A 25,378-nucleotide genomic window follows, 5' to 3' on the forward strand; every position below is an offset into this window, starting at 1 on the left:
GGGGTGGCTGCACTTCTACAATCACCACCGACCCCACAGCTCAACCGGCGGCAAGCCGCCGGTCACCCGACTGACCAACCTCCCCGGACATCACAACTAGCACAGCCGGGACTAGGGATACAGCCGCGCCAGCGCGCGGATCGTGCTTTCCAGGTGCGCCACCAGTTCCGCGGGCGCCAGCACCTGCGCGTCCGCGCCGAGCCGGAGCACGCCCGCCGCCGCGTGGGGCACGCTCTCCATGGGAATCGTGACGCGCTGCCAGCCCTCGGCATCCGCGGGTTCGAGCGTGCGCCGCGCGAGCCGGGCCGCTCGCGGGCCGAGGATGTCGGGCAGGGCCGCGATCCCGGCCGGGGACAGCCGCACGACGGCCGTCTCGCCGGCTTCGCTCTCTTCGTAGCTTTCGACGTGCTCGCGCCAGAACTCCGCCAGGTCGAAGCCGTCGGGACGGGTGAAGTGCTCGTCGAGCGTCCGCAGCTGTTCGATGTTGCCGACGCGGTAGGTGCGCACCCGCGGCCCGGCGACGAGGTACCAGACGCCGGCCTTGAGGACGAGGCCGAGCGGGTGCAGCCGCCGCGTCACCACGCCGGGCGTCGGCGACCAGCGGCGGTAGGACACTTCGACGACCTGGTCCTGCCACAGCGCTTCCGCGGCCGCGAGCAGCTGCGGCACCGGGTCGGCCTCGCGGTACCAGCCGGGCGCGTCGAGGTGGAAGCGTTGCCGGATCCGCACCGAAGCATCTCGGTACGGCGTCGGCAGCGCGGCCATCAGCTTCAGCTCGGCCGCGGCCACCTGGGCGCCCAGGCCCAGCTCCGCGGCCGGCTGCGGCAGGCCGGTGAGGAACAGCGACCCGGCCTCGCCGGCGGTCAGCCCGGTCAGCCGGGTGCGGTAGCCGTCCATCAGCTGGTAGCCGCCGTCGGGCCCGGTCTCGGCGTAGATCGGGACGCCCGCGGCCGCCAGCGCCTCGACGTCGCGGTACACGGTCCGCGGGGTCACGCCGAGCTCCGCGGCCAGTTTCGCGGCGCTCATCCGGCCGCGGTTCTGCAGCAACAGCAGCAGGGACACCAACCGGCTCGCGCGCACCCGGCGAAGTCTGCCAGCCACCACTGACAGAAGATGTCAGTGGTGGCGCCCCAAGCTCACCGCCATGACCGATTTCGCCTTCTTCCACGGCTCCTGGACCGTCGTCAGCCGCCGGCTCACGACCCTCTTCGCCGGGAGCGACGACTGGGACGTCTTCCCCGGCACCACCACCTGCACGCCGCTGTTCGACGGCGGCGGCAACACCGAGGAGATCCGCTTCCCCGCCCGCGGGTTCCGCGGCTTCACGCTGCGCCTGTTCGACGTCGAACGGAAGGAGTGGTCGATCTACTGGGCCAACGACCGCACCGGGGTGCTCCAGCCGCCGGTCGCCGGCACGTTCACCGACGGCCGCGGCGACTTCTACGGCGACGACACCCACGACGGGAAACCCATCCGGGCGCACTACATCTGGTCGGACATCACGGACACCACCGCCCGGTGGGAGCAGGAGTTCTCCGCCGACGGCGGGCGGACCTGGGAGTCCAACTGGGTCATGGAGTTCACGCGCGCCTGAGCGGGCACCTTTTCGGGCGCTTGACACCGCGTCTCGCATCACGCACGTTGTTGCCGAAGACGCAACTTCGTCGCCCGGAGGGACAGATGGCAGCACGGCCCCGGGTGGCCGTCATCGGCGCCGGCCTGCTCGGCTGCGCGCTGGCCGACGAGCTCACCGAGCGCGGCTGGACCGACGTCACCGTCCTGGGCGGCGGCGAGCCGGACGGCCACCCGGGGCTCGTGTTCCGCACGCACGCCGACCGCACGCTGACGGAGTTCGCGAAGTACACCGTCGCGAAATACGGCGGCCTCGACGGTCAGTGGTGCTTCAACCCGGTGGGCAGCCTCGAAGTCGCGACGGAACCCGCGCGGTTCGAGGAGCTGAAGCGGCGGCACGGCTGGGCGACGTCGTGGGGCGTGCGCGCTTACCTGCGCACGCCCCACGAGTGCACCGACCTGCACCCGCTGCTCGACGGAACCCGGGTGCTGGGCGGGCTCCACGTGCCCGGCGACGGCCTGCTGCACGCGCGGCGTGCGGCCGAAGCCCAGGCCCGGCGCGCGAAAGCCCGGGGCGCGCGGTTCGCCACCGAGGAGGTGGTGGCGGTCGAGCGGGCCGGTGGCCGCGTCACCGGCGTCGCCACCGCGGCCGCGCGGTTCCGCGCCGACGTCGTCGTGTCGTGTGCCGACGCGGGAGAGCTCGCCGGTCTGACCGTGCCCCGGGTGCCGCTGACCCACGAGTACCGGATCACGGCACCGGTGCCGCAGCTGGCCGGCGACAACGACGAACACGTGCAGGCGGGCAAGCCCGTGCTGCGCCACCTCGACACCGGGATGTACGTCCGCGAGCACGTCGACCGGCTCGGCGTCGGCGTGGCCGTGGCAGCCGAGCTGGTGCCGGCACTGCGCTACGCCGGCTTCGAAACCACCACGACGGTGGCGCTCGCCGGCACGCCGGACGGACAGCCGCTGCTCGGCGAGCATCCCGAGCTCGACGGTTTCTGGGTGGCCGAAGCCGTCCGGGCCGAGCACTCCGCGGGGGTCGCGCGCGAGCTGGCGCGCTGGCTCGTCGACGGGCAGCCGTCGCTCGCCCTGCACGGCTGCGACCTCGCCCGGTTCACGCGGTCGTCCCGGTTCACCGCGGAGCCGGTGCGGACCAGCCCGTTCCACGAGCGGCAGGCCGCGCTGGGCGCGCACTTCGGTTCGGTGGACGGCTGGGCGCGGCCGGAGCGGTACTCGGCCGAGGCTCGCGCGGAGGCGCTGGTGGCCCGCGAGCGCGTCGCGATGTTCGACCTGACGCCGGCGCCGCGCCTCGCGGTCACCGGCCCGGGCGCGCTGCCGTTCCTGCAGGCCATGACGACCGGCGACCTCGCGAAGGCGCCGGGCACCGTGACGGAAACGCTGCTGCTCGGGGAAGACGGCGGCCTGCGCGGCTGCCTGACCGTGGCCCGGCTCGGCACCGAGCGGTTCCACGTCGGCACCGGCGGGCGCCTGGACTTCGACTGGCTGCGACGCCACCTCCCCGGCGACGGCACCGTGCAGATCCACGACACCACCCCAGGCACCTGCTGCGTCGGCCTGTGGGGACCGCTGGCCGACACCGTCCTACCGGAACTGTCCACAACGGACTGCTCCACTGAGGAGACCTGCGTCGGCGACGTGCCGGTCGTCGCGTTGCGACTGTCCACTGTGGGCGAACTTGGCTGGGAACTGCACACCACGGCGGATTTCGGCCGCCGGCTGTGGGACACCCTGCGGGACCGCGGTGTCGTCGTCGCGGGTCACCAAGCCTTCACGAGCCTGCGCCTGGAGGCCGGCGGGCGCACCCCCGGCGTCGACTTCACCACCGAGCACGATCCCTACGAGGCCGGACTCGGGGACGCCGTCCAACTGAACAAGGGCTACTTCCTCGGTCGCGACGCGCTGGCGGGCCGGTCCGCGGAGACCGTGAGCCGCCGGCTCGTCCGCCTGACGACCGGAATCGTCTTGCAGGGCAAGGAACCCGTGTACGCCGAAGGCCGCGCGGCCGGGTACGTCACCAGCGGCGGGTACGGCTACACCGTGGGCCACGCCATCGCGCACGCCTGGCTCCCGGTGGAGTACAGCGCACCCGGCACACCGGTCGAGATCGCGTACTTCGGCGAGCGCGTGCCGGGGAGGGTCGCATGACGCACTACGACGTGATCGTGCTCGGCCTCGGTGGGATGGGCAGCGCCGCGGCGTACCGGCTGGCACAGCGCGGACAGCGGGTGCTCGGCATCGACCAGTTCGCACCCGTGCACAACCGCGGGTCGAGCCACGGCGGTTCGCGGATCACGCGCCAGGCGTACCTCGAAGGCCCCGAGTACGTCCCGCTGCTGCTGCGCGCCCACGAGCTGTGGGAGGGCCTCGAGCACGACAGCGGACGGCGGCTGTTCACCCGCTGCGGCGGGATCATGGTCGGCACGGCGGGCTCGCGCACGATCACCGGCAGCGCGGCTTCGGCTCGTGCCTTCGACATCCCGCACGAACTGCTGGACGCCGGCGAGATCCGCCGCCGGTTCCCGACTTTGGCGCCTTCGGCGGGCGAGGTCGCGCTGTACGAGCCGGGCGCCGGTCTGGTGTCGCCCGAGGGCAGCGTCGCCGCGCACCTGCAGCTCGCCGCGCGGTGCGGCGCCGAACTGCACCACGAGGAGAAGGTGTTCACCTGGAGCACGATGTCCGGCGGGGTGCGCGTCGGGACGTCGCACAGCTACTACACGGCCGACCGGCTCGTCCTGTGCCCGGGCGCGTGGGCCGGCGAGCTGCTGCGCGGCTTCGGCGTCGAGTTCACGGTCCGGCGGCAGGTGCAGTACTGGTTCGCGCCGACGGGCGGGATCGCCCCGTTCCGGCAGCACCCGGTGTACCTCTGGGAAGGCGACGGCTACACGTTCTACGGCTTCCCGGCGCACAACGCGCCCGCGGACGGCGTGAAGGTCGCGTTCCACACAGGTGGCCGCGCGTGCACCCCGGACGGCATCGACCGGACGGTGTCCGCCGAAGAGGTCCACGAGATCTCCACCGTCGTCAAACGGCACCTCCCGACGTTGCCGGGAGCGTTCCTGCGCGCGGCGACGTGCATGTACACCGACACCGCCGACGAGAGCTTCGTCGTGGCACCGCACCCGGACGAGGAGCGGGTGGTGCTCGCGTGCGGGTTCTCCGGCCACGGCTTCAAGTTCGCCCCGGTGATCGGCGAGATCGTCGCGGACCTGGTGATCGACGGCTCGACGGCCCACCCGATCGCGAAGTTCGACCCCGCCCGGTTACTCCCCTAGCAGCGTCTTCGCGAGCCCTTCGAGGTCGACGCCCGCGACGCCGTCCAGGACGTGCCACGGCGCCAGCCAGCCCGACGCCGCCAGCTCGTCGTACACCGCCGCGCAGCGCCGCTGGAGGCCGTCGTCGGTCTCGAAGGCGTCGCGCTCGCGGTCGGTTTCGGCCTCCGCGCGCCGCTCGGCGCGTTCGGCCGCCACCGCGGGCGCGACCCGCAGCAGCAGGTGCGCGTCGGGGCGGGGCAGGCCGAACCGCGCGACCTCCAGCTCCCACACCCACTTCACGACTTCGCCGGCCGCGTCCTGCCGCAGGCGCGCGGCCGCGTACGCGGCGTTGGACGCGACATAGCGGTCGAGCAGGACGACGTCGTGCGCGTCCCGCAGTGCGCGGATGTCGTCCGCGGCGCCGCTGCGGTCGAGCGCGTAGAGCACGGCCATGCCGTACACCGAGTCGGCGAGGTCGCCGTGCCCGCGGTGCAGCGCCTCCTTGACGAGGTCGGCGTGCACGCTCTCGCCGTAGCGCGGGAACGCCAGCTTCGCGACGCTCGCGCCCTGCGCGCTCAGCGCGTCCGTCAGCCCGTCGGCGAGCGTGCGCTTGCCCGCGCCGTCGAGCCCTTCGATGACCACCAGTCGACCCACGGGGGTCACAGTAACGGTGGTGGACCGGCGGGCTCGGTGGAAGGGGATCGACGCCGAGCCCGCCGGTTCGTCTTCAGGCGGAGATCCGCCTCAGGTGCAGCACGTAGCCGGCGCCGCTGACGGCCAGCACGCCGACGAGGATCAGCAGCGGCACCCAGCCGGTGTCGTGGCCGGTCGGCGCCGGGCCACCGTCGCCGCGGGGCATCACCTGGGACGTCGCGTCGTAGCCGCCCGCCTCACCCTCGCGGGCGTAGTCCGAGCCGGGGAGCTTGTCCGCGTACCGCGCCGAAACCGTCCGCTGGTAGTCGGCGACGGCGACCGCGGGCTTGTTCTCCGACAGCGACGTGACGCGGCCGTCGTGGACCGCGTACCAGGCGTCGACCTGCGGTTCGTGCAGCAGCTGGGCACCCGCGGGCAAGGCGCGGGCGAACGCCGTCTCGACGTCGCCCGAGGCGATGTTGCCGACCTGCCACCCGCCGTCGTCGCCACGGACCGACCAGAGCGTCGCGGTCCGGCCGTCGGAGGCCCGGGCGGGCACCGCGAAGTAGACGAAGTCGCCCGGTGCCGCCCCCGGCTTGCCCACGACGAAGTCCGGCGACAGCTCGTAGACCGGATAGGTCTCCGGCGCGACCTGGACCGTCACCGGCCCCTTCGCGTCCGGTGCCTGGGCGAAGAACCGGACCAGGACGTCCTGGAGGTCCGCCGCCGCGGCGTGCGCGGCCACGGCGTCGGCGCTGCTGATGCCGGCGGCCTGGGCCGCGCCTGACACCGGTGCCGTCATCAGCAGCGCCGCGCCGGTCAGCACGGCGAGGACGAGAGCCCGCCTGCTCATCGGGCGATCCCGGTGAGCGTGTGCGTCCAGGTGAACGACGAGTTGCGCGTGTAGTAGCCGTAGGTCGACCAGTTGTAGCGCTTGGCCGGGCCGGGATCGCCCCAGTACAGCCAGCCGCCACGGGTGTCGTAGCCGTAGAGGACGTGGGTGTGGCCGCCCCCCGAGCGGTACCCGACCCGGGTCTCGACCGGCCGGTTCGCCGCCGTCTGCGTCCGGACGTCGGCGTAGGAGATGCGGCGGTCGAGGTAGCGGCCCGGCGAGGCGTATCCGAGCTTCGCGAAGGCCCGCTGCGGGTCGGCGAGGGTGCCGGGGAGGTTCGCGCAGTCCTGACCGGACTCGCCGTGCGCGAGCTGGCAGAACCGCGTCTGGCTGACGGCGGTGCCGTGGAAGGCCGCGATGGTGGTGCCCGAGCCCGCCCAGCACCACTGGTTCTTCTGCTGGAGCTGCAGCACGATCTGGTTCCGGTAGGTCGAAGGCACGCCGGGCGCGGCTGCTTGGGACGCAGCCGGCGCGACCAGGCACATCATCAGGCTCACAGCCAGTACGGCGTGGACCCTGCTCGACTTCACCAGCACGGACGGCCTCCTGCTCGAACGTGGGCGAACCAGCGGTGGTCACAACGGTGAACAACGCGGTCACAAGGAGCAAGAACGCCATCTGGATGAACGGACCGTTCCGGGTCGTTGCCGGAACGCGGAACAGTCACCATAACGAGGCCAACCACCCTGAACGGGGGTCGGCACTCCTACTTTACGCTGCTACCGTGAACGTTCCGCGGTGTTCACGCCCAGCGCACACACTGGTCGGGTGAAGGGACGAGCGGTGGCACAAGACGGGAACCTCCCACTGATCATCGATGGCGCCCGCGCGACCCGGGCATCGGTCGCCGAACTGCCGAAAGAGCTGACTGAGGCGCTTCGCACCGGCGAGTTCCACCATGCCTTGAGACTGGCGATCGCCTACCGCGGCCTCTCGCTCGCCCGGCTGCGCGCGCATCTCGCGCTGCGCGGGGTCCAAATCGGACAGTCGACGCTGAGTTACTGGCAACGCGGGCTGCGCCAGCCCGAGGTGCCCAAGGCGCTCCCGGCGGTCCGGGCCCTGGAATCGGTCCTCCAGCTGCCCGCGGACGCCCTGGTGGTGCTGATCGGGCCGCGACTGGTCCGCCGCGGCCACCAGCCCGCGGCGTCGTTCCACGACCTGCGTTCCGGTGACATGGGGTCGATCGTCGAGGACCTGCTCGCCGAGCTCGGCGCGTACCCGTCGTCGAACCACTACAACGCCGACCTCGAGCTGCTGTCGGTGCACGACACGATCACGTTCGACGCCGAGCACCGCCAGGTCAGCCTGCGCACCCGGCTGGTGACGCGGGCGCGCCGGCACGGCCCGGACCGCTACCTCACGGTGTACAACGGCGATCCGGGCTGCCGGATCGACGACGTCGAGCTGATCACCGACGAGGGCTGCCGCGTCGGGCGGATGCGCCGCAACCCGGACGCCGACACGATGGCGACGGAGCTGCTCTTCGACCGCAAGCTCGCCGAGGGCGACATCCACGTGTTCTGCTTCGAGGTCCGCGACGACTCGGGCTCGGCGTCGCCGGGGTACTACCGGATGCTGCGCGACCGGTGCGCGAGCTACCTGGTCCAGCTGCGCTTCGACCGCAACGCGCTGCCGGCCCGCTGCACGCGTCAGGTCCGGGCGCGCGACGACGCCCTGCCGGTCGTGGCGGAGGAGCTGGCGTGCGACATGGGCGGGGTGAGCAGCGCGTTCTTCAACGACGCCGGGCCGGGGCTGGCCGGCGTCGCCGTCGAGTGGAACTGATCACACCACGCCGTCTCGCAGGGCGTTGAACAGGCGTTCCAGGCGTTCGCGGTGGTCGGCCGCCACCTCGTCCGGGTCACCTCGCTCGACGAGCCAGTTCGCGGTCTGCACCAGCACCGTGGCGTAACCGGCGATGAAGAACGCCGCGAGCAACGGCCCGTCGCCGTCGAAGTTCCGGTCGTTCGCGAGTTCGTCGGCGAGGAGCCGCTGCAGGTCCGAACCGATCTCCCGCACCCGCGCGATCAGGGCGGGCGACGCCGCGACCGTCCGGAAGAAGGGGATCGCCCCGTCGGCGACGCCGGACAGCCCGTGCCGCTCGTCGAGCAGCCGGAGGGTCGCCTCGCGCAGGGACGCCACGACGTCGACGCCCGGAGCGCGGTCGCGCACCGCCGAGCGCAGGACGTCGGCCGCGTCGACCTGGCGGTCCAGGAGGAGGTCCTCCTTGCGCGGGAAGTGCTTGAAGACCGTCACGCTCGAGACGCCGGCCTCCTTCGCGACCTCGGCGACCGTGACCGCGTCGAACCCGCGATCGAGGAACAACCGGGTGGCGACCTGCGAGATCTTCGCCCGCGTATGCGGCCCGCCGCGCTCGCCGGTCCTGGGCATCGGATCACACTCCCTTGTGTCACTAAACTTAGTCAGTTAACTTAGTGGCATGCCCTCCGAACAGACCACCGGCATTCTCACCGAGCCCGCCGCGGGCCGGTCACCCCGATCCTTGCGCGAAGCGTGGATCGCCCTGACCGGGCTGTCCGCGGTGTTCCTCTTCGAGATGCTCGACAACTCGATCCTCAACGTCGCGCTGCCCACGATCGGCCGCGAGCTGCACGCCTCGACGACCACGCTGCAGTGGGTCACCGGCGCCTACGCGGTGGTGTTCGGCGGGCTGATGCTCGCCTTCGGCGCCGTGGCCGACCGGTTCGGCCGGCGCCGGGTCATGCTCGCCGGCTTGGTCCTGCTCGGCCTCGCGAGCCTCGCGACGGCGTTCGTCTCCACTGCGGAGCAGCTGATCGCCGTCCGGGTGGCGATGGGGGTCGCGGCCGCGATGACGACCCCGGGCTCGATGGCGCTGGCCTTCCGGCTGTTCGACGACGACGGCCTGCGCGTCCGCGCCACCACCCTCATCTCGACCGTGGGCCTGGTCGGGCTCGCGATCGGCCCGACCGCCGGCGGCTTCGTGCTCGCGATCGCGCCGTGGCAGGTCCTGCTGCTGGTGAACGTGCCGGTCGCCGCGCTCGCCCTCGCCGGCGTGCGGTCCGGCATCGCCGCGGACGACCCGGCCGGCCTCCACCGCGACCCGGTGGACGTCGCCGGCGCGATGCTGGGCACGGCGACCGTCGTGTTCGCGCTCGTCGCCCCGACGCTGTTCGTGAACGAGGGTGCCGGCACCTGGGCGCCGTGGGCGGCCACCGCCGCGGCCGTCGTGACGGCGGTCCTGTTCGTCGTCCGCGAGCGCTCGGCCCGCTACCCGCTGCTCGACCTCAAGCTGGTCGCGCACCCGCTGGTGTCGAGCGGCCTGGCGTTCAAGGCCGCCGCCGGGCTGGCGACCGCCGGTCTCGGTTACCTGGTGACGCTGCAGCTGCAGCTCGACTGGGGGTGGCCGCCCGCGCTGGCCGCCGCCGGGATGCTGCCGCAGGTCGTCGTGCTGGTCGCGGGCGGCGCGTTCGTCGGTCCCTTCGTGCGCCGCGCCGGCCTCGAGCGGGCGGCCTGGATCAGCGCGGCGGCGGTCGTGGCCGGGCTCGCGTTCTACGGCCTGCTGAGCCGGTTCGGCTACCTGTGGGTGGCGATCGCGCTGGTGCTCGTGGCCGCCGGGATGCGCGTGGTCGGCGTCGTCGCGGGCGTCAACGTCCTGCGCGGCCTGCCGGAGAACCGGACCACGATCGGCGCGGCGCTCACCGACACCGCCACCGAGGTCACCTCCGGCGCCGGCATCGCCGCCACCGGCACGATCCTCGCCGCACTGTTCACGGGCGACATCGCGACGACGCACTGGAGCGCGCAGCAGACCGCGCAGTTCCGGGAGGCCGTCACGATCGCGGGCCTGACCCTCACGATCGTGGCCGCGGCGCTCGTCGGCTGGGGAATCGTCCGCTCGCGACGCTGACTACGCCGGCCCGCCGCCGATGCCGAGCTCGTTGCCCTCGGGGTCGCGGTAGATGATCTTGCGGACGCCGTTGTCGTAGGCCTCCCGATCCGCGGGCTCGATGCCGCGCGCGGAGATCCCGGCGACGCGCTCGTCCAAGTCCTCGACGAACAGCGTGTGCATGGCGAGCCCGGCCCGTTCGGGCCGCAGCACGACGTAGACCGAGCCGTGCGGAGTGACCTCCCACAGCACTTCGGTCTCGTGCACGACGAACGTCGGCGGGGATCCGAACAGCTTCTCGTACCAGGTGAGGGCACTCTTGAAGTCGCGGACGGCGATCCCGGCGAAGAGTTCGACAGTCACAGCACCTCGAATCCGTTGGCCTTCGCGGCGTCGGCCTGACGCTCGTCGCGGGTGACGAAGGTGACCGGCTCGCCGCCGGTCAGCTCGGCCGTGGAGTGTAGGGCCACCGCGAGGTGGATCGCACCGAGAGCAGTCACCGGACTCTCGATCACCGTCGACCGAGCCGCGGCGAGGACCTGCGGTTTCAGCGGAACGATTCCCAGCACAGTCCGCGAATCCTCCTCGAACCGGTGAAGGACCCCGGTCACACCGGGCTTGCCGCCGGCGATCGCATTGGCCAGTTCCAGCCGGGTGAGTTCGCTCGTCAGCACCAAGTGTCCGCCATCGATGAGCAGCTCTCGCAGCTCGGCGTGGCCGGGTTCGTCGGCGAGATAGGCCGTGAGCAAGGCTGTCGGGTCAGCGTAGAAGGCAGTCATCGTTCGCCCCTGGTCCAGCCGATCGATCCCCAGCCGCGCGAGAGTTCTTCCAGTTCGTCGTGTCCAAGCGCGTCACCTTCGGGCACGAAAGTGATCAACTTTCCTTCGGCGACCAGGCGGCTCCGCCGTTCCAACGGGCTCTCGGTCTGCGCGACCACGCCCCGCAGGGCGTCGGCGACCACGTCGTTCATGCTCCACCCCTCGGATTCGGTTCCCGCCTTCAAATATCTCTGTTCACGACGCGAAACAGAAGGGCCGCCCCGAACACTTTCGGGGCGGCCCTGACCTGCGAAAACCCAGTTACCTCAGTACCGGTAGTGCTCCGGCTTGAACGGGCCCTCGACGTCCACGTCGATGTACTCGGCCTGCTCCTTGGTGAGCTTGGTCAGCTCGCCGCCGAGAGCGTCCAGGTGGATCTTCGCCACCTTCTCGTCCAGCTTCTTCGGGAGGCGGAAGACCTCCTTGTCGTACTCCTCGTGCTTGGTGAACAGCTCGACCTGCGCGATCACCTGGTTGGAGAAGCTGTTCGACATCACGAACGACGGGTGGCCGGTCGCGTTGCCCAGGTTGAGGAGCCGGCCCTCGGACAGCACGATGATCGTGTTGCCGTTCGGGAAGATCCACTCGTCGACCTGGGGCTTGATGGTGATGCGGCGGATGCCCGGGTAGCGCTGCAGGCCCGCCATGTCGAGCTCGTTGTCGAAGTGGCCGATGTTGCCCAGGATCGCCTGGTGCTTCATCTTCGCCATGTCCTCGACCAGCACGACGTCCTTGTTGCCGGTCGTCGTGATGACGAGGTCGGCCTCGGGCAGCGCGTTCTTCAGCGTGCGGACCTGGTAGCCGTCCATCGCCGCCTGCAGCGCGCAGATCGGGTCGATCTCGGTGACGATCACGCGGGCACCCTGGCCGCGCAGGGACTCCGCCGCGCCCTTGCCGACGTCGCCGTAGCCGCAGACGACCGCGACCTTGCCGCCGATCAGCACGTCGGTGCCGCGGTTGATGCCGTCGATCAGGGAGTGGCGGATGCCGTAGCGGTTGTCGAACTTCGACTTCGTCACCGCGTCGTTGACGTTGATCGCCGGGAACAGCAGCTCACCGGCCGCGGCCAGCTGGTACAGCCGCAGCACGCCGGTGGTGGTCTCCTCGGTGACGCCGCGGATGCCCTCGCCGATCTTCGTCCACTTGCCGGTGTCGGCCGCGACCGAGTCGCGCAGCAGCTCGAGGAACACGCGGAACTCGTCCGAGGTGTTCTCGTCCGGGGTCGGCACGACGCCCGACTTCTCGAACTCGGTGCCCTTGTGGACCAGCATGGTGGCGTCACCGCCGTCGTCGAGGATCATGTTGGGACCCTCGCCGTCCCAGGTGAGCATCCGCTCGGTGCACCACCAGTACTCCTCGAGCGACTCGCCCTTCCACGCGAAGACCGGGACGCCCTTGGGCTCCTCGGCCGTGCCGTGCGGGCCGAGGACGACCGCGGCGGCCGCGTGGTCCTGCGTCGAGAAGATGTTGCAGGACGCCCAGCGCACCTCGGCACCCAGCGCGACCAGCGTCTCGATCAGGACGGCGGTCTGCACGGTCATGTGCAGCGAGCCGGAGACCCGCGCGCCGCGCAGCGGGAAGACCTCCGCGTATTCGCGCCGCAGCGCCATCAGTCCCGGCATCTCGTGCTCGGCGAGGCGGATCTCCTTGCGGCCGAATTCGGCCGCCTCGAGGTCGGCGACGGCGAACTCGATGCCGTTGCGGGTCTGGTGCCGCTTGGCAACGCTTTCGGGGGTCATAGTGGCGATTCCTCCAAGACTCGATGACTTCCGAACACTACCGTTGTCCGCTCGACCTTCCCTAGGATCGCGTAGGAGGCCTTCACCGTGCCCATGCCCGGCTCGGACACCCGCGTCGTAGAAATCCGCGTCGCGGGGCTGGTGGGCACCAGCGGCGAGACCCTGCTCGACGCGGTCTCCACCGTCGACGTCGCCGGCGACGGGCTGGGTCGCGTGATCCGCCCGGCGGACCGGCTGCGGCGGCCGGCGCCCGGGCCCGTGCTGCCGGCGTTGGGCCGGTCGATCCCGCGGACCCTCGAAGGCTACCTCTGGCACGGCATGACCTCCGGCGGCGCCGCCAAGGCGACCTGGGCACTGCTGTTCCCGTTCTCCCTGGCCAACGTCGCGTTCTGGATGCTGCCGCCGGCACCGCCGGACCGCCGGCTGCCGCGCGTGCTCGGCGCGGTGTGCCGCGGCCTGCTGCGCGTCGGCGCCCTGCTGCTGACCATGCTGCTGATGGGCCAGCTCGCGGCGATCGCGCTCGACCTGTTCGCCACGCAGTGCCTCGCGCCCGGGTCCGGGTGCCTGCCCGTGGTTCCCGACGTCCTCCGCTCGGTGCCGGCGCGGATCGCGGTCGGCGTCGTGCCCCTGCTGGCCGTGATCTTCGTGCTGCACCGGATCTCGTCGGCGACGTGGGCGGTGCACGCCGACGGCGACCTCACCGGGGGCCCGCTGCGGATGCGAGCCGACCCGGACACCCCCGCGCTGCGCTGCCTGCACACCGTCGCGGCGCTGGTCTCGGTCGCACTGCTGCTGCTCGGCGGGCCGTTCCGGGTGCCGGGCGACGGCTTCGACCTGGTGGTCTGGATCGTCACGCTGGCGCTGGTCCTCGCGACGGTCGTCGCGGCCGCGATCGGCGTCGACACCGGCCGGTTCGCCCGCCCCGGCGTGATCGCGCTGGCAAGCCTGCTGGTGGTCGTGGCCGCGGTGCGGGTGCGGCCCGGCCCGGGTCCGCTGCCGGGGACCAACGGCGTCGTCGAAGGGCTCGGCGCGGCCCTCGTCGTCGTCACGGTGCTGTTCGCGCTGTTCCTGGTCCCGGCCGCGCTGCTGGCCCGGCCCGGCTGGGTGCACAAGCCGCGGCGGCTGCGGCCGTGGCTGGGCGGCTGGGCGGCCGCGCCGGTGCTCGCGCTGGCCGGGCTGCTCGGCGGCGGGTTCGGCGCCGGTCTCGCCGAAGCGCTCCGGCGGCTTTCCGGCGCGGAGGTCCTGCACGTGCCCGACACGTACCTGCTGGTCACGGTCCTGTGGGGCGCCGGGCTGGCGTTGGCCGCGGTGCTCGCCGTTCTGGGCTTCGCGGTCGCCGTCCCGCTGCGCCGGCTGCGCCGCGGCGTCCCGGAGATCGTCGAGCTGATGGAGCACGACGAGCGGCAGGAGGCCCAGGCCGCGGCGGCGTGGGCGCGGTCGGCGTGGGAGCGGCGGCACCTGCACCACCTGGCCCTCGCGGTGGCTTCGGCGATGTCCGCGGGCGGCGCCGCGCTCTTGGTGCTGCGGTTCGGGTTCGGGCTGGTCCCGGGCTGGTTCGGGCCGCTGTCCGCGATCGGCGTGGTCGCGCTCGGCGCACTCGCCGCGGGCCTGCTGCGCGTCGTCTACACGGCCGCGCGGACCCCGCAGCGCAGCCGGCACCTCGGGGCGCTGGCCGACCTCGTCTGCTTCTGGCCGCGGGCGGCGCACCCGACCGTGCCGCCGTGCTACGCGCTGAAGGTCGTCCCGGAACTGGCCGCGCGGGCGCGCGAGCACCTCACCGAGCCGGGGACGCGGGTCGTGCTGTCGGGCTACAACCTCGGCAGCCTGCTCACGGTCATGGCCGCGGCCCGGCTGGCGGCCGAGCTGCCGGAAGCCGACCTCGAACGCGTCGGCGTGCTCACCGCCGGCTCCCCGTTGCAATGGGGCTACCAGCGTGCCTTCCCGGCGTTGCTCCCGCAGGAATCGCTCGAACGGCTCTTCGCCGACCTGGACGGCCGCTGGCGCGCCCTGTGCCGCGGCACCGACATCTTCGGCGGCGGCGTGACGACCTGGCGGCACGAAGTCTCCGGCCGGTGGCTCTACGGCGTCGGCTACCAGGCCGAAGGCGGCTCCGGGCCGCTGAAGGCGAAGGCCGACGAGAACGGCGTCCTCATCCTCGGCGGCGACCACTGGCTGCCGGACCCGCTGCGCGGCCCGACCGGGCGGCACCGCTGGGCGCCGGGGGTGCTCAAGCACCAGGACTACGTGGTCGACGCGGAGTGGGACCACGCCGTCGCGATGGCCGCCGGTCTCGGCAAGCCGACCTGGGGCGAGCAAGGATCGCTCTTCGGGGACTTCCCCTCGAAACAGTGAAGGCCCCTCGCCGGAGCGAGGGGCCTTCGACCGCGAACTAGCTCAGCTTCACTCGGAAGCCTTGCGGCGGAACTTCAGCAGCGCGAGCAGGCCGCCACCGCCGAGGATCAGCAGGGCCGCGATCCAGACCAGCCACATGTTGTCGAAACCGGTGTTGGCCAGGCCGCCGCCGGTGCCCGACTCGTTACCCGCCGGGACGACGGCCGGAGCGGTCGTGCTGGTCGGCTGCACGGTCTCGGACGACGCCGGGGCGCTGGGCTTCGACGTCTCGGTCGGCTTGGTCGTCGGGGGCGTCTTGGTCTCGGTCGGCTTCGAGGTCTTCGTGCCGCAGAGGAACCACTTGTCGATGTTCGGCTGCTTGTGCCCGAAGGTCAGCGTCGCCTGCAGGTCCTTCCACGGAGCCGTCGCCGAGAGCTTCTTCTTCCCGGGGATGTACTCGTTGAAGCCGTCGTCGCCGCCGATGACCACGATGCGGGTCACGGTCACGCCTTCGTGGACGCCCTTGATCGTGAGGGTCTTCTGGCCCACACCACCGGTGAAGTCGACGTCGTCCTGGGTGATCTTGTCCTGCTTGGGCGCGCACGCCGAGTGGCTGCGGTCCGGGACCGGGTTCGACCGGTCGTCGTCGCTGTAGCAAGCCAGCGCGGAACCGGCGGTGCCGATGAGGGCTGCGGTGGTCAGCGCCGTGACGGCGACGGCGCCGCGGAAGGTACGTCTGCGCATTCAGAACTCCTGATACCGGCGGGGAGAGAGCACTTGCGAAATCTGGGGTCGCGAAGCCACCGAGCGTGTGAATCACGCTTCTGTAATTCACCCGTCAGTGGCACGCGAAGGATCGAAAGGTATCGCACGTCACTCGACCCGCTACACGGGGTCCCCTCTTAGGCACGAAAAGCAAGATCGCCCGATGTGAAGTGGCGCGAAAAAGCCCCGCCGACCTGCGCGAACGCGGGTCGGCGGGGCTTCACGATCGGGTGGGTGACGCCGGTCAGGACTCCGGGGCCTTGACGGGCTCGTCGGTACCGTCGGCCTGCCGCTTGCCGAGCAGCGAGTGCCGCCGGCTGTAGGCGAAGTAGAGGACCACGCCGATCACCATCCACACGATGAACCGCAGCCAGGTCAGCACCGTCAGGTTCAGCATCAGCCACAGGCACGCGAGGATCGCCAGGATCGGGATCAGCGGCACCAGCGGCACCTTGAACGCGCGGGGCAGGTCGGGCCGCGTCTTGCGCAGCACCAGGACGCCCGCCGAGACCAGCACGAACGCGAAGAGCGTGCCGACGTTGACCATCTCTTCGAGCTTGTCGGCCGGGAAGAACGTCGCCGCGAGGGCGACCAAGCCGCCGACGATGATCGTGGCGCGCTTGGGCGTGCCGTGCTCGCCGGTCTTGGCCAGGCCGCGCGGCATCAGGCCGTCGCGGGACATCGCGTAGATGATCCGGACCTGGCCGAGCATCAGCACCATGACGACGGTGGTCAGGCCGGCCAGCGCGCCGAAGGAGATGATGTTGGCCGCCCAGTCGACGCCGTTCGCGGAGAACGCCGTGGCGAGCGTCTTGTGGCTGCCGTCGCCGGCGTCGGTGGCCAGGTCCTTGTAGGACGTCATTCCGACGACCACGAGCGAGACCGCGACGTAGAGCACGGTGACGATGATCAGCGAGCCGAAGATGCCGCGCGGCACGGCCTTCTGCGGGTTCTTCGTCTCCTCGGCGGTGGTCGCCACGATGTCGAAGCCGATGAACGCGAAGAACACCAGCGAGGCGCCGGCCAGCAGGCCGAAGACGCCGTACGAGCTGCTCGCGCCGCCCGCGATCAGCGAGAAGAGCGACTGGTCGACACCGGTCTCGCCGGAGCCGCCGGTCGAGCCCGGCGGGACGTACGGCGAGTAGTTGGCGCCCTTGATGTAGAAGATGCCGAGGATGATCACGAACAGCACCACGGCGACCTTGATGCCGGTGATCACCATCGAGACCCGCGAGGACAACTTGGTGCCGACGGCCAGCAGCGTCGTCAGGATCGCCACGACGACCAGCGCGCCCCAGTCGACCGTGACGCTGCCGATGTCGAACGTCGTCTTGGCGCCCTTGCCGAACAGGTAGCCCAGCACCGTCTCCAGGTACACCGACCAGCCCTTGGACACGGCGGCGGCGCCGACGGCCAGTTCGAGGATCAGGTCCCAGCCGATGATCCACGCCATGAACTCGCCGAACGTGGCGTAGGAGAACGTGTACGCGCTCCCCGCCACCGGCACGGTCGAGGCGAACTCGGCGTAGCAGAGCGCCGCCAGCGCGCACGCGATCGCGGCGAACACGAACGCGAGCGAGACCGACGGGCCGGCGTAGTCACCGGCCGCGCGGGCGGTGAGTGTGAAGATGCCGGCACCGATGACGACCGCGACCCCGAACACCGTGAGGTCCCACGCGCTCAGGTTCCGCCGGAGCTTGGTGTCCGGCTCGTCGGTGTCCGAAATGGACTGCTCGATGGATTTAGTGCGCCACAATCCCGTTCCGGGCACCGTTGACCTCCTGCGGCTGGCCTGCATGTATCGCAGTAGGTCACCCTATCGGGTCAGACGCGTGACGGCTCGCCGAACGCCCGGACCTACTTCGCGAGGCTGCGGTCGAGGTCCGGCTCGAGGTAGATCAGCTTCGCGACGGGCACCTTGGCGCGGACGCGGGCCTCCGCGTCGTCGATGGCCATGGCCAGCTCGGCGGTGTCGAGGCCGGGCACCATCGCCAGCTTCGCCGCGACGAGCAGCTCGTCCGGGCCCATGTACTGGGTGCGGATGTGGATGACCCGCTCGACCTTGCCCGCGGCGAGCTCGTCGACGATCGTCGCGAGGACGGCCTCGGTGACGCCTTCGCCGATGAGCAGGCTCTTCATCTCGACGATCAGGATGATCGCGATGACCCCTAGCAGCGCGCCGATCGCGAGGGTGCCGACGCCGTCCCAGACGGGGTTGCCGGTGATGACCGAAAGCCCGACGCCCAGCAACGCGAGGACGAGCCCGATCAGCGCGCCGGCGTCCTCCAGCAGGACGACGGGGAGCTCGGGCTCCTTGGCCTGGCGGATGAAGCCCCACCAGGTCGCGTCGCCCTTGATCTTCTTGGACTCGCCGATGGCGGTGTAGAAGCTGTAGCTCTCGAGGCCGACCGCGACGACCAGGATGATCACGGCGACGATCGGCGACTCCAGCGGCTCCGCGTGGCCGACCTTGTGGACGCCTTCGTAGATCGCGAAGGCCGAGCCGAGGCTGAAGAGCATCAGCGCGACGATGAAGGAGTAGAAGTACCGGTCACGGCCGTAGCCGAAGGGGTGCTCCTTGTCGGCCGCGCGCTTCGACGTCTTCTGGCCGAGCAGCAGCAGGCCCTGGTTCGTGGTGTCGGCCAGCGAGTGCACGGACTCGGCCAGCATCGACGACGACCCGGTGACCAGGAAGCCGACGAACTTCGCGGCCGCGATCCCGGCGTTCGCCCCGAGCGCGGCGATGATCGCCTTGGTTCCGCCTCCAGCTGACACGACCGCTCCCCTGGTTGGTCCCGAATGTCCGGGTGGAGCGTAATAGGGGCGGTCCCGCCCGGTCGCCACCGGCCGGGGATTCGCTCAGGCGGTGGCGGCGACGTCACCGTCGCCGAAGTGGATCGACGGGTGCGGCGGGCGAACACCTGGCGAGAATTCCGCCTCCGGTGAACGGCCGGTTTCTGTCGGGCCCCTTCGCTACGGTGACCGCTTCGGCACTGGGGAAGGTGGACATGGCTCACTTCGGCGTGCTCGGGCCGCTCGCCATCGAGGGGCCGCCGGGGCACTGGGTCGCGTTGCGCGGCGATCGGCAGCGCACCCTGCTGGCCGTGCTGCTGCTCAACGCCAACCAGCACGTCCACGTCGACGTGCTGGTCGAAGCGCTGTGGCCGGAGCGGCCGCCGAAGTCCTACGCCTCGAACCTGCACACCTACCTCTCGCGGCTGCGCGAGCGGATCGGCGGCCTGCGCGTCGAGCACGGGCCGCTCGGCTACCGGCTGTGCGTCGAGCCGCGCGAGCTCGACCTGCTCGTCTTCCGGTCGGCCGTCGCCGACGGGCAGCGGGCCGGGGACGCCGTCGCCGCGGCGGGGCACTACCGGCGGGCGCTCGCGCAGTGGCGGGGGCCGGTGCTGGCCGGGCAGCACGTCCCGCGGCTCGACGCCGACGTCGCGCGGCTGGAGTCCGAACGGCTCGCCGTGTTCGAGGACTGCGTCGACGCCGAGCTCACCGCCGGCCGCCACGGGGAGCTGACCGGCGAGCTGCAGGCCATGATCACCGAGCACCCGCTGCGGGAACGGCTGGCCGCGCAGCTGATGATCGCGCTGCACCGGGCCGGGCGGCAGGGCGACTCGCTGGAGATCTACCGGCGGCTGCGGACCACCTTGATCGACGAGCTCGGCGTCGAACCGGGCGCCGAGGTGCGCCGGGTGCACGCCGCCGTCCTGCGCGGTGAAGACCCGGTGCCGCGCATGCCGCCGCCGGTCTGGCCGGTGTGCCAGCTGCCGCCGGACATCGCGGACTTCACCGGCCGCGACACCGAGCTCGCCGAGCTGACCGCCGAGCTGGGCAGTGGCGCCGGTGTCCCGCTCGCCGTGCTCAGCGGCGAGCCGGGCGCGGGCAAGAGCACCCTGGCCGTGCGCGCGGCGCACCGGCTGCGGGCGCGCTTCCCGGACGGCCAGCTGTACGTCCCGCTGGGCGGGCGCGACATCGGCGAGGTGCTGGCCGACCTGCTGCGCGCGCTCGGCGTGCCCGGCCCGGCGGTGCCGGACGACGTCCGCGCCCGCGCGGCGGTGTTCCGCGGCCGGCTGACCGACCGGCGGGTGCTGGTGGTGCTCGACGACGCCGGCGACCCCGAGCACGTGCGCGCCCTGCTGCCGGGCACGCCGGGCTGCGCGGTGCTCGTGACGAGCCGGCAGCGCCTCAGCGGGCTGGCCGGCGCGCACCGGCTGGCCCTCGGTCCGCTGTCCGACGCCGAAGCCGCCGAGCTGCTGAACCGGCTCGCCGGGGCGCGGGTGGTCCGGGAGCGCGCCGACGCCGGCCGGATCATCGCGGCGTGCGCGCGGCTGCCGCTGGCCCTGCGCATCGCGGGCAGCCGGCTGGCCATCCGCCCGCACCTGCGGCTCGGCGAGCTGGCCGACCGGCTGGAGGACGAGGTCCGCCGCCTCGACGAGCTGACCGTGAGCGACCTGGCCGTCCGGAGCAGCATCGCGCTGAGCCACGAAGGTCTCCGGCCGCCGACGCGGCGCGCGTTCCGGCTGCTCGGGCGGTGCCGGCTCGTCGACCTGCCGGCGTGGGCGGTCACGACGCTCATCGGGGAGCCGGACGCCGACGAGGCCGTCGAAGAGCTCGTCGAAGCGAGCCTGCTGGAGGCGCGCGAACCGGATCCGACCGGCGAGGGCCGCTACCGGATGCACGACCTCGTCCGGCTGTACGCGGCGGAAGGGCCGGCGGAGGAGGGCGGCGCGGCGACGGTGCTGGCGGCGACCCTCGCGCTGGCCGACGCGGCCGCGGCCCGCCTGCCGCGCACGGTGCCGATGCCGGCGGTGGCCCACGAGCCGTTCCCGCAGCCGCTGCCGGGTTTCCTGGTGGAGCGGCTGCTGGAGCGTCCGGACGAGTGGTTCGCGGCCGAGCGCGCGAACCTCGTGCGGCTCATCGGGACGCTGGGCGCGCGGGAAGCGCTGCTGCTGCTGGACAAGCTGAGCGTGTACCTGTACCTGCACGGGCACTACGCGGACATGCGCGCGGCGTACGAAACAGTCCTGGCGGCGACGGACGACCGCCCGGCGGCCGCGATCGCCGAGGCGAACCTGGCGCTGCTGCGGCACGCGCGCGGGCAGTACGAGGAGGCCGCGTCGGCGTACCGCGAATGCGCGAAGGAGCTCGAAGCCCACGGCGACCACCGCACGCACGCGTGGGTTTCGGCGAACCTGGCGCACTGCCTGATCGGGCTGGGCCGCGCCGAAGAGGCGCTGCACACCGCGCGCGGACTGTCCACTATGGATGGCCAGTCGGAGGCGCTCCTGGTCCGGGAGGCGGAATCGGCGGCACTGCTGCGGCTGGGCCGGGTGGCGGAGGCCCGGGAGGTCGACCTGCTCGCACTGGCCTCGGCCCGCGCCGGCGGTGACCCGCGCCGGATCGGCACGGCGCTGCACGGGTTCGCCTGGTCATCGCTGCTGACGGGCGACAGCGGGGAGGCGGTGACGGCGATCGCGGAGTCGGTGGAGCTGCTCCGCGGCACGATGGCTCGCTCGGCGTTGGCGAAGTCGTTGCGCACACTGGGCGCGATCTCGGCGGCGACGGGCGCGCGAGCCCGCGCGACGGCGGCGTTCGAGGAGGCCCGCGACCTCGCCCGCGACCTGGACGAGCGCCCCCGCGAGCTGTCCTGCACCCGCGCGATCGCGGCGAGCTGGATCGGTGAGGGTCGAGCGTCCCAGGCGATCCCGGTGCTGAGGGCGTGCCTCGACGAGTTCCGCGAGATGGGCGGCAAACCGGCAACAGGCCTGACGTGGCTCGTATTGAGCCGAGCATGCGAAGCGGTGGGCGACGAGGAAGGGGCCGCGGAGGCAGCGGCCGAAGCGGCGGGGTTGGCCGACCCCCGCGACGCGAGCGCGGCCGCCTTGCGGCGTGCATTGCTCGCGCTGACGGAGCCGGCCGGACAACCAGCGGGCCGGTCCCTCCGGTGAGCACCCCTCGCACTCACCGAACCAGCCGCCCCTGCGCCGCTGACCAGGTCGCCTCGCCCCACGACCCCACCCGCCAACCGACGCCCCCCGGCTCGGTTGGTCCCCCGCCTCCGCGGATCCCCCTGTCGACGAAACGGGGGTGGTGCCGCCCCCTCGCGACACCACCCCAGCCCACGGACGCCGGGCGCTCGCAACCGAACCGACCGGCGTCACCCCCAGGGAGCTACCGGCCCTTGCGAGCCTGCGCGTACCGGTTGATCGCCGGCAGCCACGTCAGCGCCACGACCGCCAGGCCGGTCACCACGGTCAGCCACGCCACCCCGCGGATCGCGGCGGTGCCGCCCTCGATGTCCGTCGCCAGGCGCAGGGCAACGCTCGCGTTCGCCAGCGCCGCCAGCGTCAGCAGCACGCGCACCCAGACCGCGCCGCGCAGGGCCAGCAGCCCCCACAGCAGCAGCACCGCGCCGAAGAAGATGGCCATCGCTCCGCGCACCTGGAGCGTGCTCTGCACCTCGTCCAGGGCCGCCTCCAGCAGCGCGCCACCGTCGGCCTTCACCGAGTCCGCCGAAGCGCCGGTGATCGCCGCGATCGTCTCCGCCGCGACGTCCAGCGCCATGTCGCGGCCGCCGACGAAGTACAGGACCCCGTCGACGATCGCGGCCAGCGCCGACACCACGGCCACCCCCACCAGCGCCAGGAGCGCGCCAGGCCGGGACGGCGCCGCGACCGGGGCACGCTGGGGAAGCCCGGTAGCGGCATCGGGATAGGAAGTCACAAGCTCGTTCTCCTCGAAAATCGACACGACGGGGCGTAAGAACCACCCTTACGAGCGATAGTGGAGAAGAGCACCACACGGAACGCACACAGAACCGCGGGCCCGGAAAGTCAGTCCTCGCAGGTTCCCGCGGTCGCCCGGAACAGCTGGGCCCGGGCACCGTCGAGCGGGCGCACGCGAACCGGCGGGTCCGCCGCCGGCAACCACACCGACTGACCCCGGCGCAGCTCGACCTTCTCGCCGTCGTCGGCCGTCACCAGCAGGTCGCCGGCCGTGCACAGCAGGATCTGCGGGCCCACGCTGTCGACCGCGATCTCGTCGTCCTCACCAGAAGCCCACTCGACGCGCGACAGCTCGAACTCCGGGGCGTCCGTGCGGTACACCGCGAGACGCTCGCCGCCGTCGCCGCACTGGACCGGCATCTCGCCGCACGCGAAGTCGACCACGCGCAGCAGCTCCGGGACGTCCACGTGCTTCGGCGTCAGGCCGCACCGCAGGATGTTGTCCGAGTTCGCCAGGATCTCCACGGCCGTGCCGTGCAGGTACAGGTGCAGGTTGCCGGCCGGCAGGTAGATGGCCTCGCCCGCGCGCAGCGTCAGGCGGTTGAGCAGCAGCGCCGCCAGCACGCCCGCGTCCCGCGGGTGCGTTTCGCCCAGCTCCAGGATCGTCCGGCACTCGACCGCGAACTCGCCGTGCTCCTGGACGTGCCGGACGCACGAGTCCAGCACCTCCGGCAGCAGCGCGTCGAGCGACGCCTGCGGCAGCGTGATCCACGTCGTGAACAGCGCGCGCAGCCCCGCCGGTTCCGGCTGCGCCTCGAGCAGCCCGGTGTACTTCGCCAGCCCCGGGGTCTCGATCGCCTTCAGCAGCTTCACCGTGCGGTCCGGCTCGCGGAACCCGGCCAGCGCGTGGAACTCCGTCAGCGCGCAGACCAGCTCCGGCTTCGCGGTCGGGTCCGGGTAGTTGCGGTTCGACGCGTCCCGCGGGATGCCCAGCTTCTCCTCGCGGGCGTGCCCCTCCGCGGCCTGCGCCGCCGACGGGTGCGCCTGCATCGACAGCGGCTCCTCCGCGGCGAGGATCTTCAGCAGGAACGGCAGCCGCCCGCCCCACCGCTTCGCGCACCGCTCGCCGAGCTGGCGCACCGGGTCGGCGTCGACCAGCTCGAGCAGGCTCCGCTCGGTCCCGTCGGGGCCGATGACGTGCGACGGGTCGCCTGGGTGGGCACCCATCCACAGCTCGGCCTCGGGGTGCGGCGCGGGGATCGGACGGCCCAGCAGCTCGGGGATCGCCGTCCGCGATCCCCAGGCGTAGGGCCGCACCGCGTTGCGCAGCAGCTCCACTGTCACCTCAACTCCACTCCTTCGGCGCCGGCCCGGGCCGGTGCTCGGCGGGTCTCACGCCGTCGCGGGGGCGAAGCGGCCCGCGCCGCCGATACTGCCCGCCGCCAGCCCGAGATAGACCGCCGCCAGTTCGAACCGCAGCGCCAGCACCGCGGCCCGCACGATTTCGTCGGCCTCGATCTCCTCGGCCGGGGCGATGACGTCCGCACCCGGCAGCAGATCCTCCGCTTGGAAGCGGGCCGCGTCCGTCGCCGGACCGGTCCGCACCGAGAGAAGGAGCACCCGGGTGGGGATGTCACCTGATGGATCGTCCGGATCGGCGAAGATGTCACGCTCCGCGCCACCCGATTGCGCCGCCCGCCGCAATGCGGGGCGCGCCAAAGCCTGCCGAAAGTCTTCGACGTCGCACACAGTAGCCGCATGGGCGGCGAACGCGTGCGCAGCGTGCTCGCCGACGGCGACCGCGACCGGGTCCAGCCCCCACAGCAGCGGCACGCGGTCCGCGACCCGCAGGGCGAGCGCCTTGGCCGGGTTCGCGAACGAGTCCCGGGCCAGGTAGTCCTTCTCGGCCTCCAGGTCGAGCTGGTCGGCCAGCACCTCGACGTCGGCGACCAGCAGGCCCAGCGCGTTCGCGGTGAGCAGCCCCGCGGCCAGGCCGCGCGGGAACGCCAGCTCGGGCGGCACCGGGATGCGCGGCGCCAGCAGCAGGCCCTTGCCCGCCACCGCGGCCGCGACCGGCCCCTCGGCCGGTGCGGAGAGCACCACGGACGCGCCGAAGCGCGCGGCACGTTCCAGCGACGCGGCGAGTTCGCGGTCGCCGGGGTCGTCGGTGTGCGCGAACACGACGTCGAGCGCGCCGATCCAGCTCGGCACGACTTCGGCGATCACGACCGGCACCGGGCACGTCGGCGCGAGCAGCGCGACGAGCAGCCGCGTGAGCGTCCGGCTCACCCCCGGCCGGTCGATGAGGACGACGGCGCGCGGGCGGCCCACGTCGAGCCGCTCGGCCAGCTCCATGTCGGCGGCGAGCTCGGCGGCCGCCCGCACCTGGGCGCCGGCCATCGCGGCCGCCCGGAGCAGCCCCGAGCTGTCGGCCTCGGCCAGCCGCGAGGGGTCGTCGAGCAGCGAGTCGTCAAGCACTGTCGGCATCGGATTTTCCGCTGTCGCCAGGAGTCTGGGCCTCGTCGAGGAGCAGCACCGGGATCCCGTCACGGACCGGGTACACCCGGCCGCACTCGGTGCACGTCAGTGCGTCGGCCTCGGGGTCGTCCGGTGCCCCGGGGCGCAACGGGGCGTGATCGGGCGACGGGCACGCCAGGATCTCGAGGAGCTGGGCGTCGAGCGTGATGGCCATGGTTCCTCCATACCACGCGATGGGGTGTGGTGAAGGGCACCTTCCGGACACAGTTGGCCCCG

Annotated in this window: 23 protein-coding genes; 7 read left to right on the top strand and 16 right to left on the bottom strand. The window is 72.3% G+C overall.

Features of this window, described 5'->3' with window-relative positions:
- Positions 1-111: 111 nt before the first annotated feature.
- Positions 112-1,080 carry a WYL domain-containing protein gene (locus tag AB0C38_RS25375; RefSeq protein WP_360677598.1) on the bottom strand — a complete coding sequence of 323 codons (969 nt, stop codon included), beginning with the start codon at positions 1,078-1,080 and terminating at the stop codon, positions 112-114.
- A gap of 64 nt (positions 1,081-1,144) precedes the next feature.
- Between AB0C38_RS25375 and AB0C38_RS25380 the strand changes: the two genes are divergently transcribed.
- The 3 genes from AB0C38_RS25380 (at position 1,145) to solA (ending at position 4,868) form a co-directional block, all read left to right on the top strand.
- On the top strand, positions 1,145-1,594 hold the full coding sequence (locus AB0C38_RS25380; protein ID WP_360677600.1) for a hypothetical protein: 450 nt from the start codon (positions 1,145-1,147) through the stop codon (positions 1,592-1,594).
- A gap of 86 nt (positions 1,595-1,680) precedes the next feature.
- Positions 1,681-3,741 carry an FAD-dependent oxidoreductase gene (locus AB0C38_RS25385; protein ID WP_360677602.1) on the top strand — a complete coding sequence of 687 codons (2,061 nt, stop codon included), beginning with the start codon at positions 1,681-1,683 and terminating at the stop codon, positions 3,739-3,741.
- Positions 3,738-4,868 (top strand): N-methyl-L-tryptophan oxidase, encoded by a 1,131-nt coding sequence (gene solA, locus AB0C38_RS25390; protein WP_360677604.1) that lies wholly within the window; start codon positions 3,738-3,740, stop codon positions 4,866-4,868. The genes AB0C38_RS25385 and solA overlap by 4 nt, the downstream gene beginning before the upstream one ends.
- Here solA and AB0C38_RS25395 read toward each other — a convergent pair.
- The 3 genes from AB0C38_RS25395 to AB0C38_RS25405 form a co-directional block, all read right to left on the bottom strand.
- Positions 4,857-5,510, bottom strand: a complete 654-nt coding sequence (locus AB0C38_RS25395; protein WP_360677606.1) for a dTMP kinase — start codon at positions 5,508-5,510, stop codon at positions 4,857-4,859. The genes solA and AB0C38_RS25395 overlap by 12 nt on opposite strands.
- A 64-nt stretch (positions 5,511-5,574) precedes the next feature.
- Positions 5,575-6,333 carry a hypothetical protein gene (locus tag AB0C38_RS25400; protein ID WP_360677608.1) on the bottom strand — a complete coding sequence of 253 codons (759 nt, stop codon included), beginning with the start codon at positions 6,331-6,333 and terminating at the stop codon, positions 5,575-5,577.
- Entirely contained in the window at positions 6,330-6,908 is a 579-nt protein-coding gene (locus tag AB0C38_RS25405) for a papain-like cysteine protease family protein (protein ID WP_360677610.1), read from the bottom strand. The genes AB0C38_RS25400 and AB0C38_RS25405 overlap by 4 nt, the downstream gene beginning before the upstream one ends.
- 247 nt (positions 6,909-7,155) lie before the next feature.
- Between AB0C38_RS25405 and AB0C38_RS25410 the strand changes: the two genes are divergently transcribed.
- A complete protein-coding gene (locus tag AB0C38_RS25410; RefSeq protein WP_360677612.1) occupies positions 7,156-8,154 on the top strand; it encodes a hypothetical protein in 999 nt (332 codons plus the stop codon).
- Here the strand turns inward: AB0C38_RS25410 and AB0C38_RS25415 are convergent, their stop codons facing one another.
- Positions 8,155-8,760 carry a TetR/AcrR family transcriptional regulator gene (locus AB0C38_RS25415; RefSeq protein WP_360677614.1) on the bottom strand — a complete coding sequence of 202 codons (606 nt, stop codon included), beginning with the start codon at positions 8,758-8,760 and terminating at the stop codon, positions 8,155-8,157.
- A 49-nt stretch (positions 8,761-8,809) separates the two neighbouring features.
- On the opposite strand from AB0C38_RS25415, the gene AB0C38_RS25420 reads away from it, so the two are divergent.
- On the top strand, positions 8,810-10,258 hold the full coding sequence (locus AB0C38_RS25420; protein ID WP_360677616.1) for an MFS transporter: 1,449 nt from the start codon (positions 8,810-8,812) through the stop codon (positions 10,256-10,258).
- On the opposite strand, the gene AB0C38_RS25425 is transcribed toward AB0C38_RS25420, so the two are convergent.
- The 4 genes from AB0C38_RS25425 to ahcY form a co-directional block, all read right to left on the bottom strand.
- A complete protein-coding gene (locus AB0C38_RS25425; protein WP_360677618.1) occupies positions 10,259-10,600 on the bottom strand; it encodes a VOC family protein in 342 nt (113 codons plus the stop codon).
- The gene (locus AB0C38_RS25430) at positions 10,597-11,016 is read right to left on the bottom strand and encodes a type II toxin-antitoxin system VapC family toxin (protein WP_360677620.1); all 420 of its coding nucleotides are present in this window, start codon (positions 11,014-11,016) and stop codon (positions 10,597-10,599) included. Before AB0C38_RS25430 ends, AB0C38_RS25425 begins: the two co-directional genes overlap by 4 nt.
- The gene (locus AB0C38_RS25435) at positions 11,013-11,207 is read right to left on the bottom strand and encodes a hypothetical protein (protein ID WP_360677622.1); all 195 of its coding nucleotides are present in this window, start codon (positions 11,205-11,207) and stop codon (positions 11,013-11,015) included. The genes AB0C38_RS25430 and AB0C38_RS25435 overlap by 4 nt, the downstream gene beginning before the upstream one ends.
- A gap of 114 nt (positions 11,208-11,321) precedes the next feature.
- The gene (gene ahcY, locus AB0C38_RS25440) at positions 11,322-12,794 is read right to left on the bottom strand and encodes an adenosylhomocysteinase (RefSeq protein ID WP_360677624.1); all 1,473 of its coding nucleotides are present in this window, start codon (positions 12,792-12,794) and stop codon (positions 11,322-11,324) included.
- Between the two features lie 93 nt (positions 12,795-12,887).
- On the opposite strand from ahcY, the gene AB0C38_RS25445 reads away from it, so the two are divergent.
- Complete coding sequence (locus tag AB0C38_RS25445; protein WP_360677951.1) at positions 12,888-15,146, top strand: hypothetical protein; 2,259 nt, start codon at positions 12,888-12,890, stop codon at positions 15,144-15,146.
- Between the two features lie 48 nt (positions 15,147-15,194).
- Here AB0C38_RS25445 and AB0C38_RS25450 read toward each other — a convergent pair whose 3' ends face one another.
- The 3 genes from AB0C38_RS25450 to AB0C38_RS25460 form a co-directional block, all read right to left on the bottom strand.
- On the bottom strand, positions 15,195-15,869 hold the full coding sequence (locus AB0C38_RS25450) for an LPXTG cell wall anchor domain-containing protein (RefSeq protein ID WP_360677626.1): 675 nt from the start codon (positions 15,867-15,869) through the stop codon (positions 15,195-15,197).
- Positions 15,870-16,134: 265 nt separating this feature from the next.
- A complete protein-coding gene (locus AB0C38_RS25455) occupies positions 16,135-17,661 on the bottom strand; it encodes an amino acid permease (RefSeq protein ID WP_360677628.1) in 1,527 nt (508 codons plus the stop codon).
- An 86-nt stretch (positions 17,662-17,747) separates the two neighbouring features.
- A complete protein-coding gene (locus AB0C38_RS25460; protein ID WP_360677630.1) occupies positions 17,748-18,665 on the bottom strand; it encodes a cation diffusion facilitator family transporter in 918 nt (305 codons plus the stop codon).
- A gap of 233 nt (positions 18,666-18,898) precedes the next feature.
- On the opposite strand from AB0C38_RS25460, the gene AB0C38_RS25465 reads away from it, so the two are divergent.
- Positions 18,899-21,847 carry a BTAD domain-containing putative transcriptional regulator gene (locus AB0C38_RS25465; protein WP_360677632.1) on the top strand — a complete coding sequence of 983 codons (2,949 nt, stop codon included), beginning with the start codon at positions 18,899-18,901 and terminating at the stop codon, positions 21,845-21,847.
- Positions 21,848-22,070: 223 nt separating this feature from the next.
- On the opposite strand, the gene AB0C38_RS25470 is transcribed toward AB0C38_RS25465, so the two are convergent.
- The 4 genes from AB0C38_RS25470 to AB0C38_RS25485 all read right to left on the bottom strand — a co-directional run bounded on the left by AB0C38_RS25470 (position 22,071) and on the right by AB0C38_RS25485 (position 25,316).
- The gene (locus AB0C38_RS25470) at positions 22,071-22,622 is read right to left on the bottom strand and encodes a hypothetical protein (protein WP_360677634.1); all 552 of its coding nucleotides are present in this window, start codon (positions 22,620-22,622) and stop codon (positions 22,071-22,073) included.
- A 110-nt stretch (positions 22,623-22,732) separates the two neighbouring features.
- Positions 22,733-23,962, bottom strand: a complete 1,230-nt coding sequence (gene manA / locus AB0C38_RS25475) for a mannose-6-phosphate isomerase, class I (protein WP_360677953.1) — start codon at positions 23,960-23,962, stop codon at positions 22,733-22,735.
- 54 nt (positions 23,963-24,016) lie between these two features.
- Positions 24,017-25,111, bottom strand: coding sequence for a hypothetical protein (locus AB0C38_RS25480; RefSeq protein ID WP_360677636.1), 1,095 nt, complete (start codon positions 25,109-25,111; stop codon positions 24,017-24,019).
- Positions 25,095-25,316: a Trm112 family protein gene (locus tag AB0C38_RS25485; protein WP_360677638.1), complete on the bottom strand. Its 222-nt coding sequence runs from the start codon at positions 25,314-25,316 to the stop codon at positions 25,095-25,097. Before AB0C38_RS25485 ends, AB0C38_RS25480 begins: the two co-directional genes overlap by 17 nt.
- Positions 25,317-25,378: the final 62 nt, after the last annotated feature.

Origin of the sequence: Amycolatopsis sp. NPDC048633 (assembly GCF_040650695.1) — a bacterium.
Lineage (GTDB): Bacteria > Actinomycetota > Actinomycetes > Mycobacteriales > Pseudonocardiaceae > Amycolatopsis.

What these genes read in the sequence shown, in the direction of transcription:
- AB0C38_RS25380 (WP_360677600.1), top strand. Translation starts at nt 1,145, where the DNA reads ATGACCGATTTCGCCTTCTTCCACGGCTCCTGGACCGTCGTCAGCCGC.
- AB0C38_RS25385 (WP_360677602.1), top strand. Translation starts at nt 1,681, where the DNA reads ATGGCAGCACGGCCCCGGGTGGCCGTCATCGGCGCCGGCCTGCTCGGC.
- solA (WP_360677604.1), top strand. Translation starts at nt 3,738, where the DNA reads ATGACGCACTACGACGTGATCGTGCTCGGCCTCGGTGGGATGGGCAGC.
- AB0C38_RS25400 (WP_360677608.1), bottom strand. Translation starts at nt 6,333, where the DNA reads ATGAGCAGGCGGGCTCTCGTCCTCGCCGTGCTGACCGGCGCGGCGCTG.
- AB0C38_RS25415 (WP_360677614.1), bottom strand. Translation starts at nt 8,760, where the DNA reads ATGCCCAGGACCGGCGAGCGCGGCGGGCCGCATACGCGGGCGAAGATC.
- AB0C38_RS25420 (WP_360677616.1), top strand. Translation starts at nt 8,810, where the DNA reads ATGCCCTCCGAACAGACCACCGGCATTCTCACCGAGCCCGCCGCGGGC.
- AB0C38_RS25430 (WP_360677620.1), bottom strand. Translation starts at nt 11,016, where the DNA reads ATGACTGCCTTCTACGCTGACCCGACAGCCTTGCTCACGGCCTATCTC.
- AB0C38_RS25435 (WP_360677622.1), bottom strand. Translation starts at nt 11,207, where the DNA reads ATGAACGACGTGGTCGCCGACGCCCTGCGGGGCGTGGTCGCGCAGACC.
- ahcY (WP_360677624.1), bottom strand. Translation starts at nt 12,794, where the DNA reads ATGACCCCCGAAAGCGTTGCCAAGCGGCACCAGACCCGCAACGGCATC.
- AB0C38_RS25445 (WP_360677951.1), top strand. Translation starts at nt 12,888, where the DNA reads ATGCCCGGCTCGGACACCCGCGTCGTAGAAATCCGCGTCGCGGGGCTG.
- AB0C38_RS25450 (WP_360677626.1), bottom strand. Translation starts at nt 15,869, where the DNA reads ATGCGCAGACGTACCTTCCGCGGCGCCGTCGCCGTCACGGCGCTGACC.
- AB0C38_RS25465 (WP_360677632.1), top strand. Translation starts at nt 18,899, where the DNA reads ATGGCTCACTTCGGCGTGCTCGGGCCGCTCGCCATCGAGGGGCCGCCG.
- AB0C38_RS25480 (WP_360677636.1), bottom strand. Translation starts at nt 25,111, where the DNA reads ATGCCGACAGTGCTTGACGACTCGCTGCTCGACGACCCCTCGCGGCTG.
- AB0C38_RS25485 (WP_360677638.1), bottom strand. Translation starts at nt 25,316, where the DNA reads ATGGCCATCACGCTCGACGCCCAGCTCCTCGAGATCCTGGCGTGCCCG.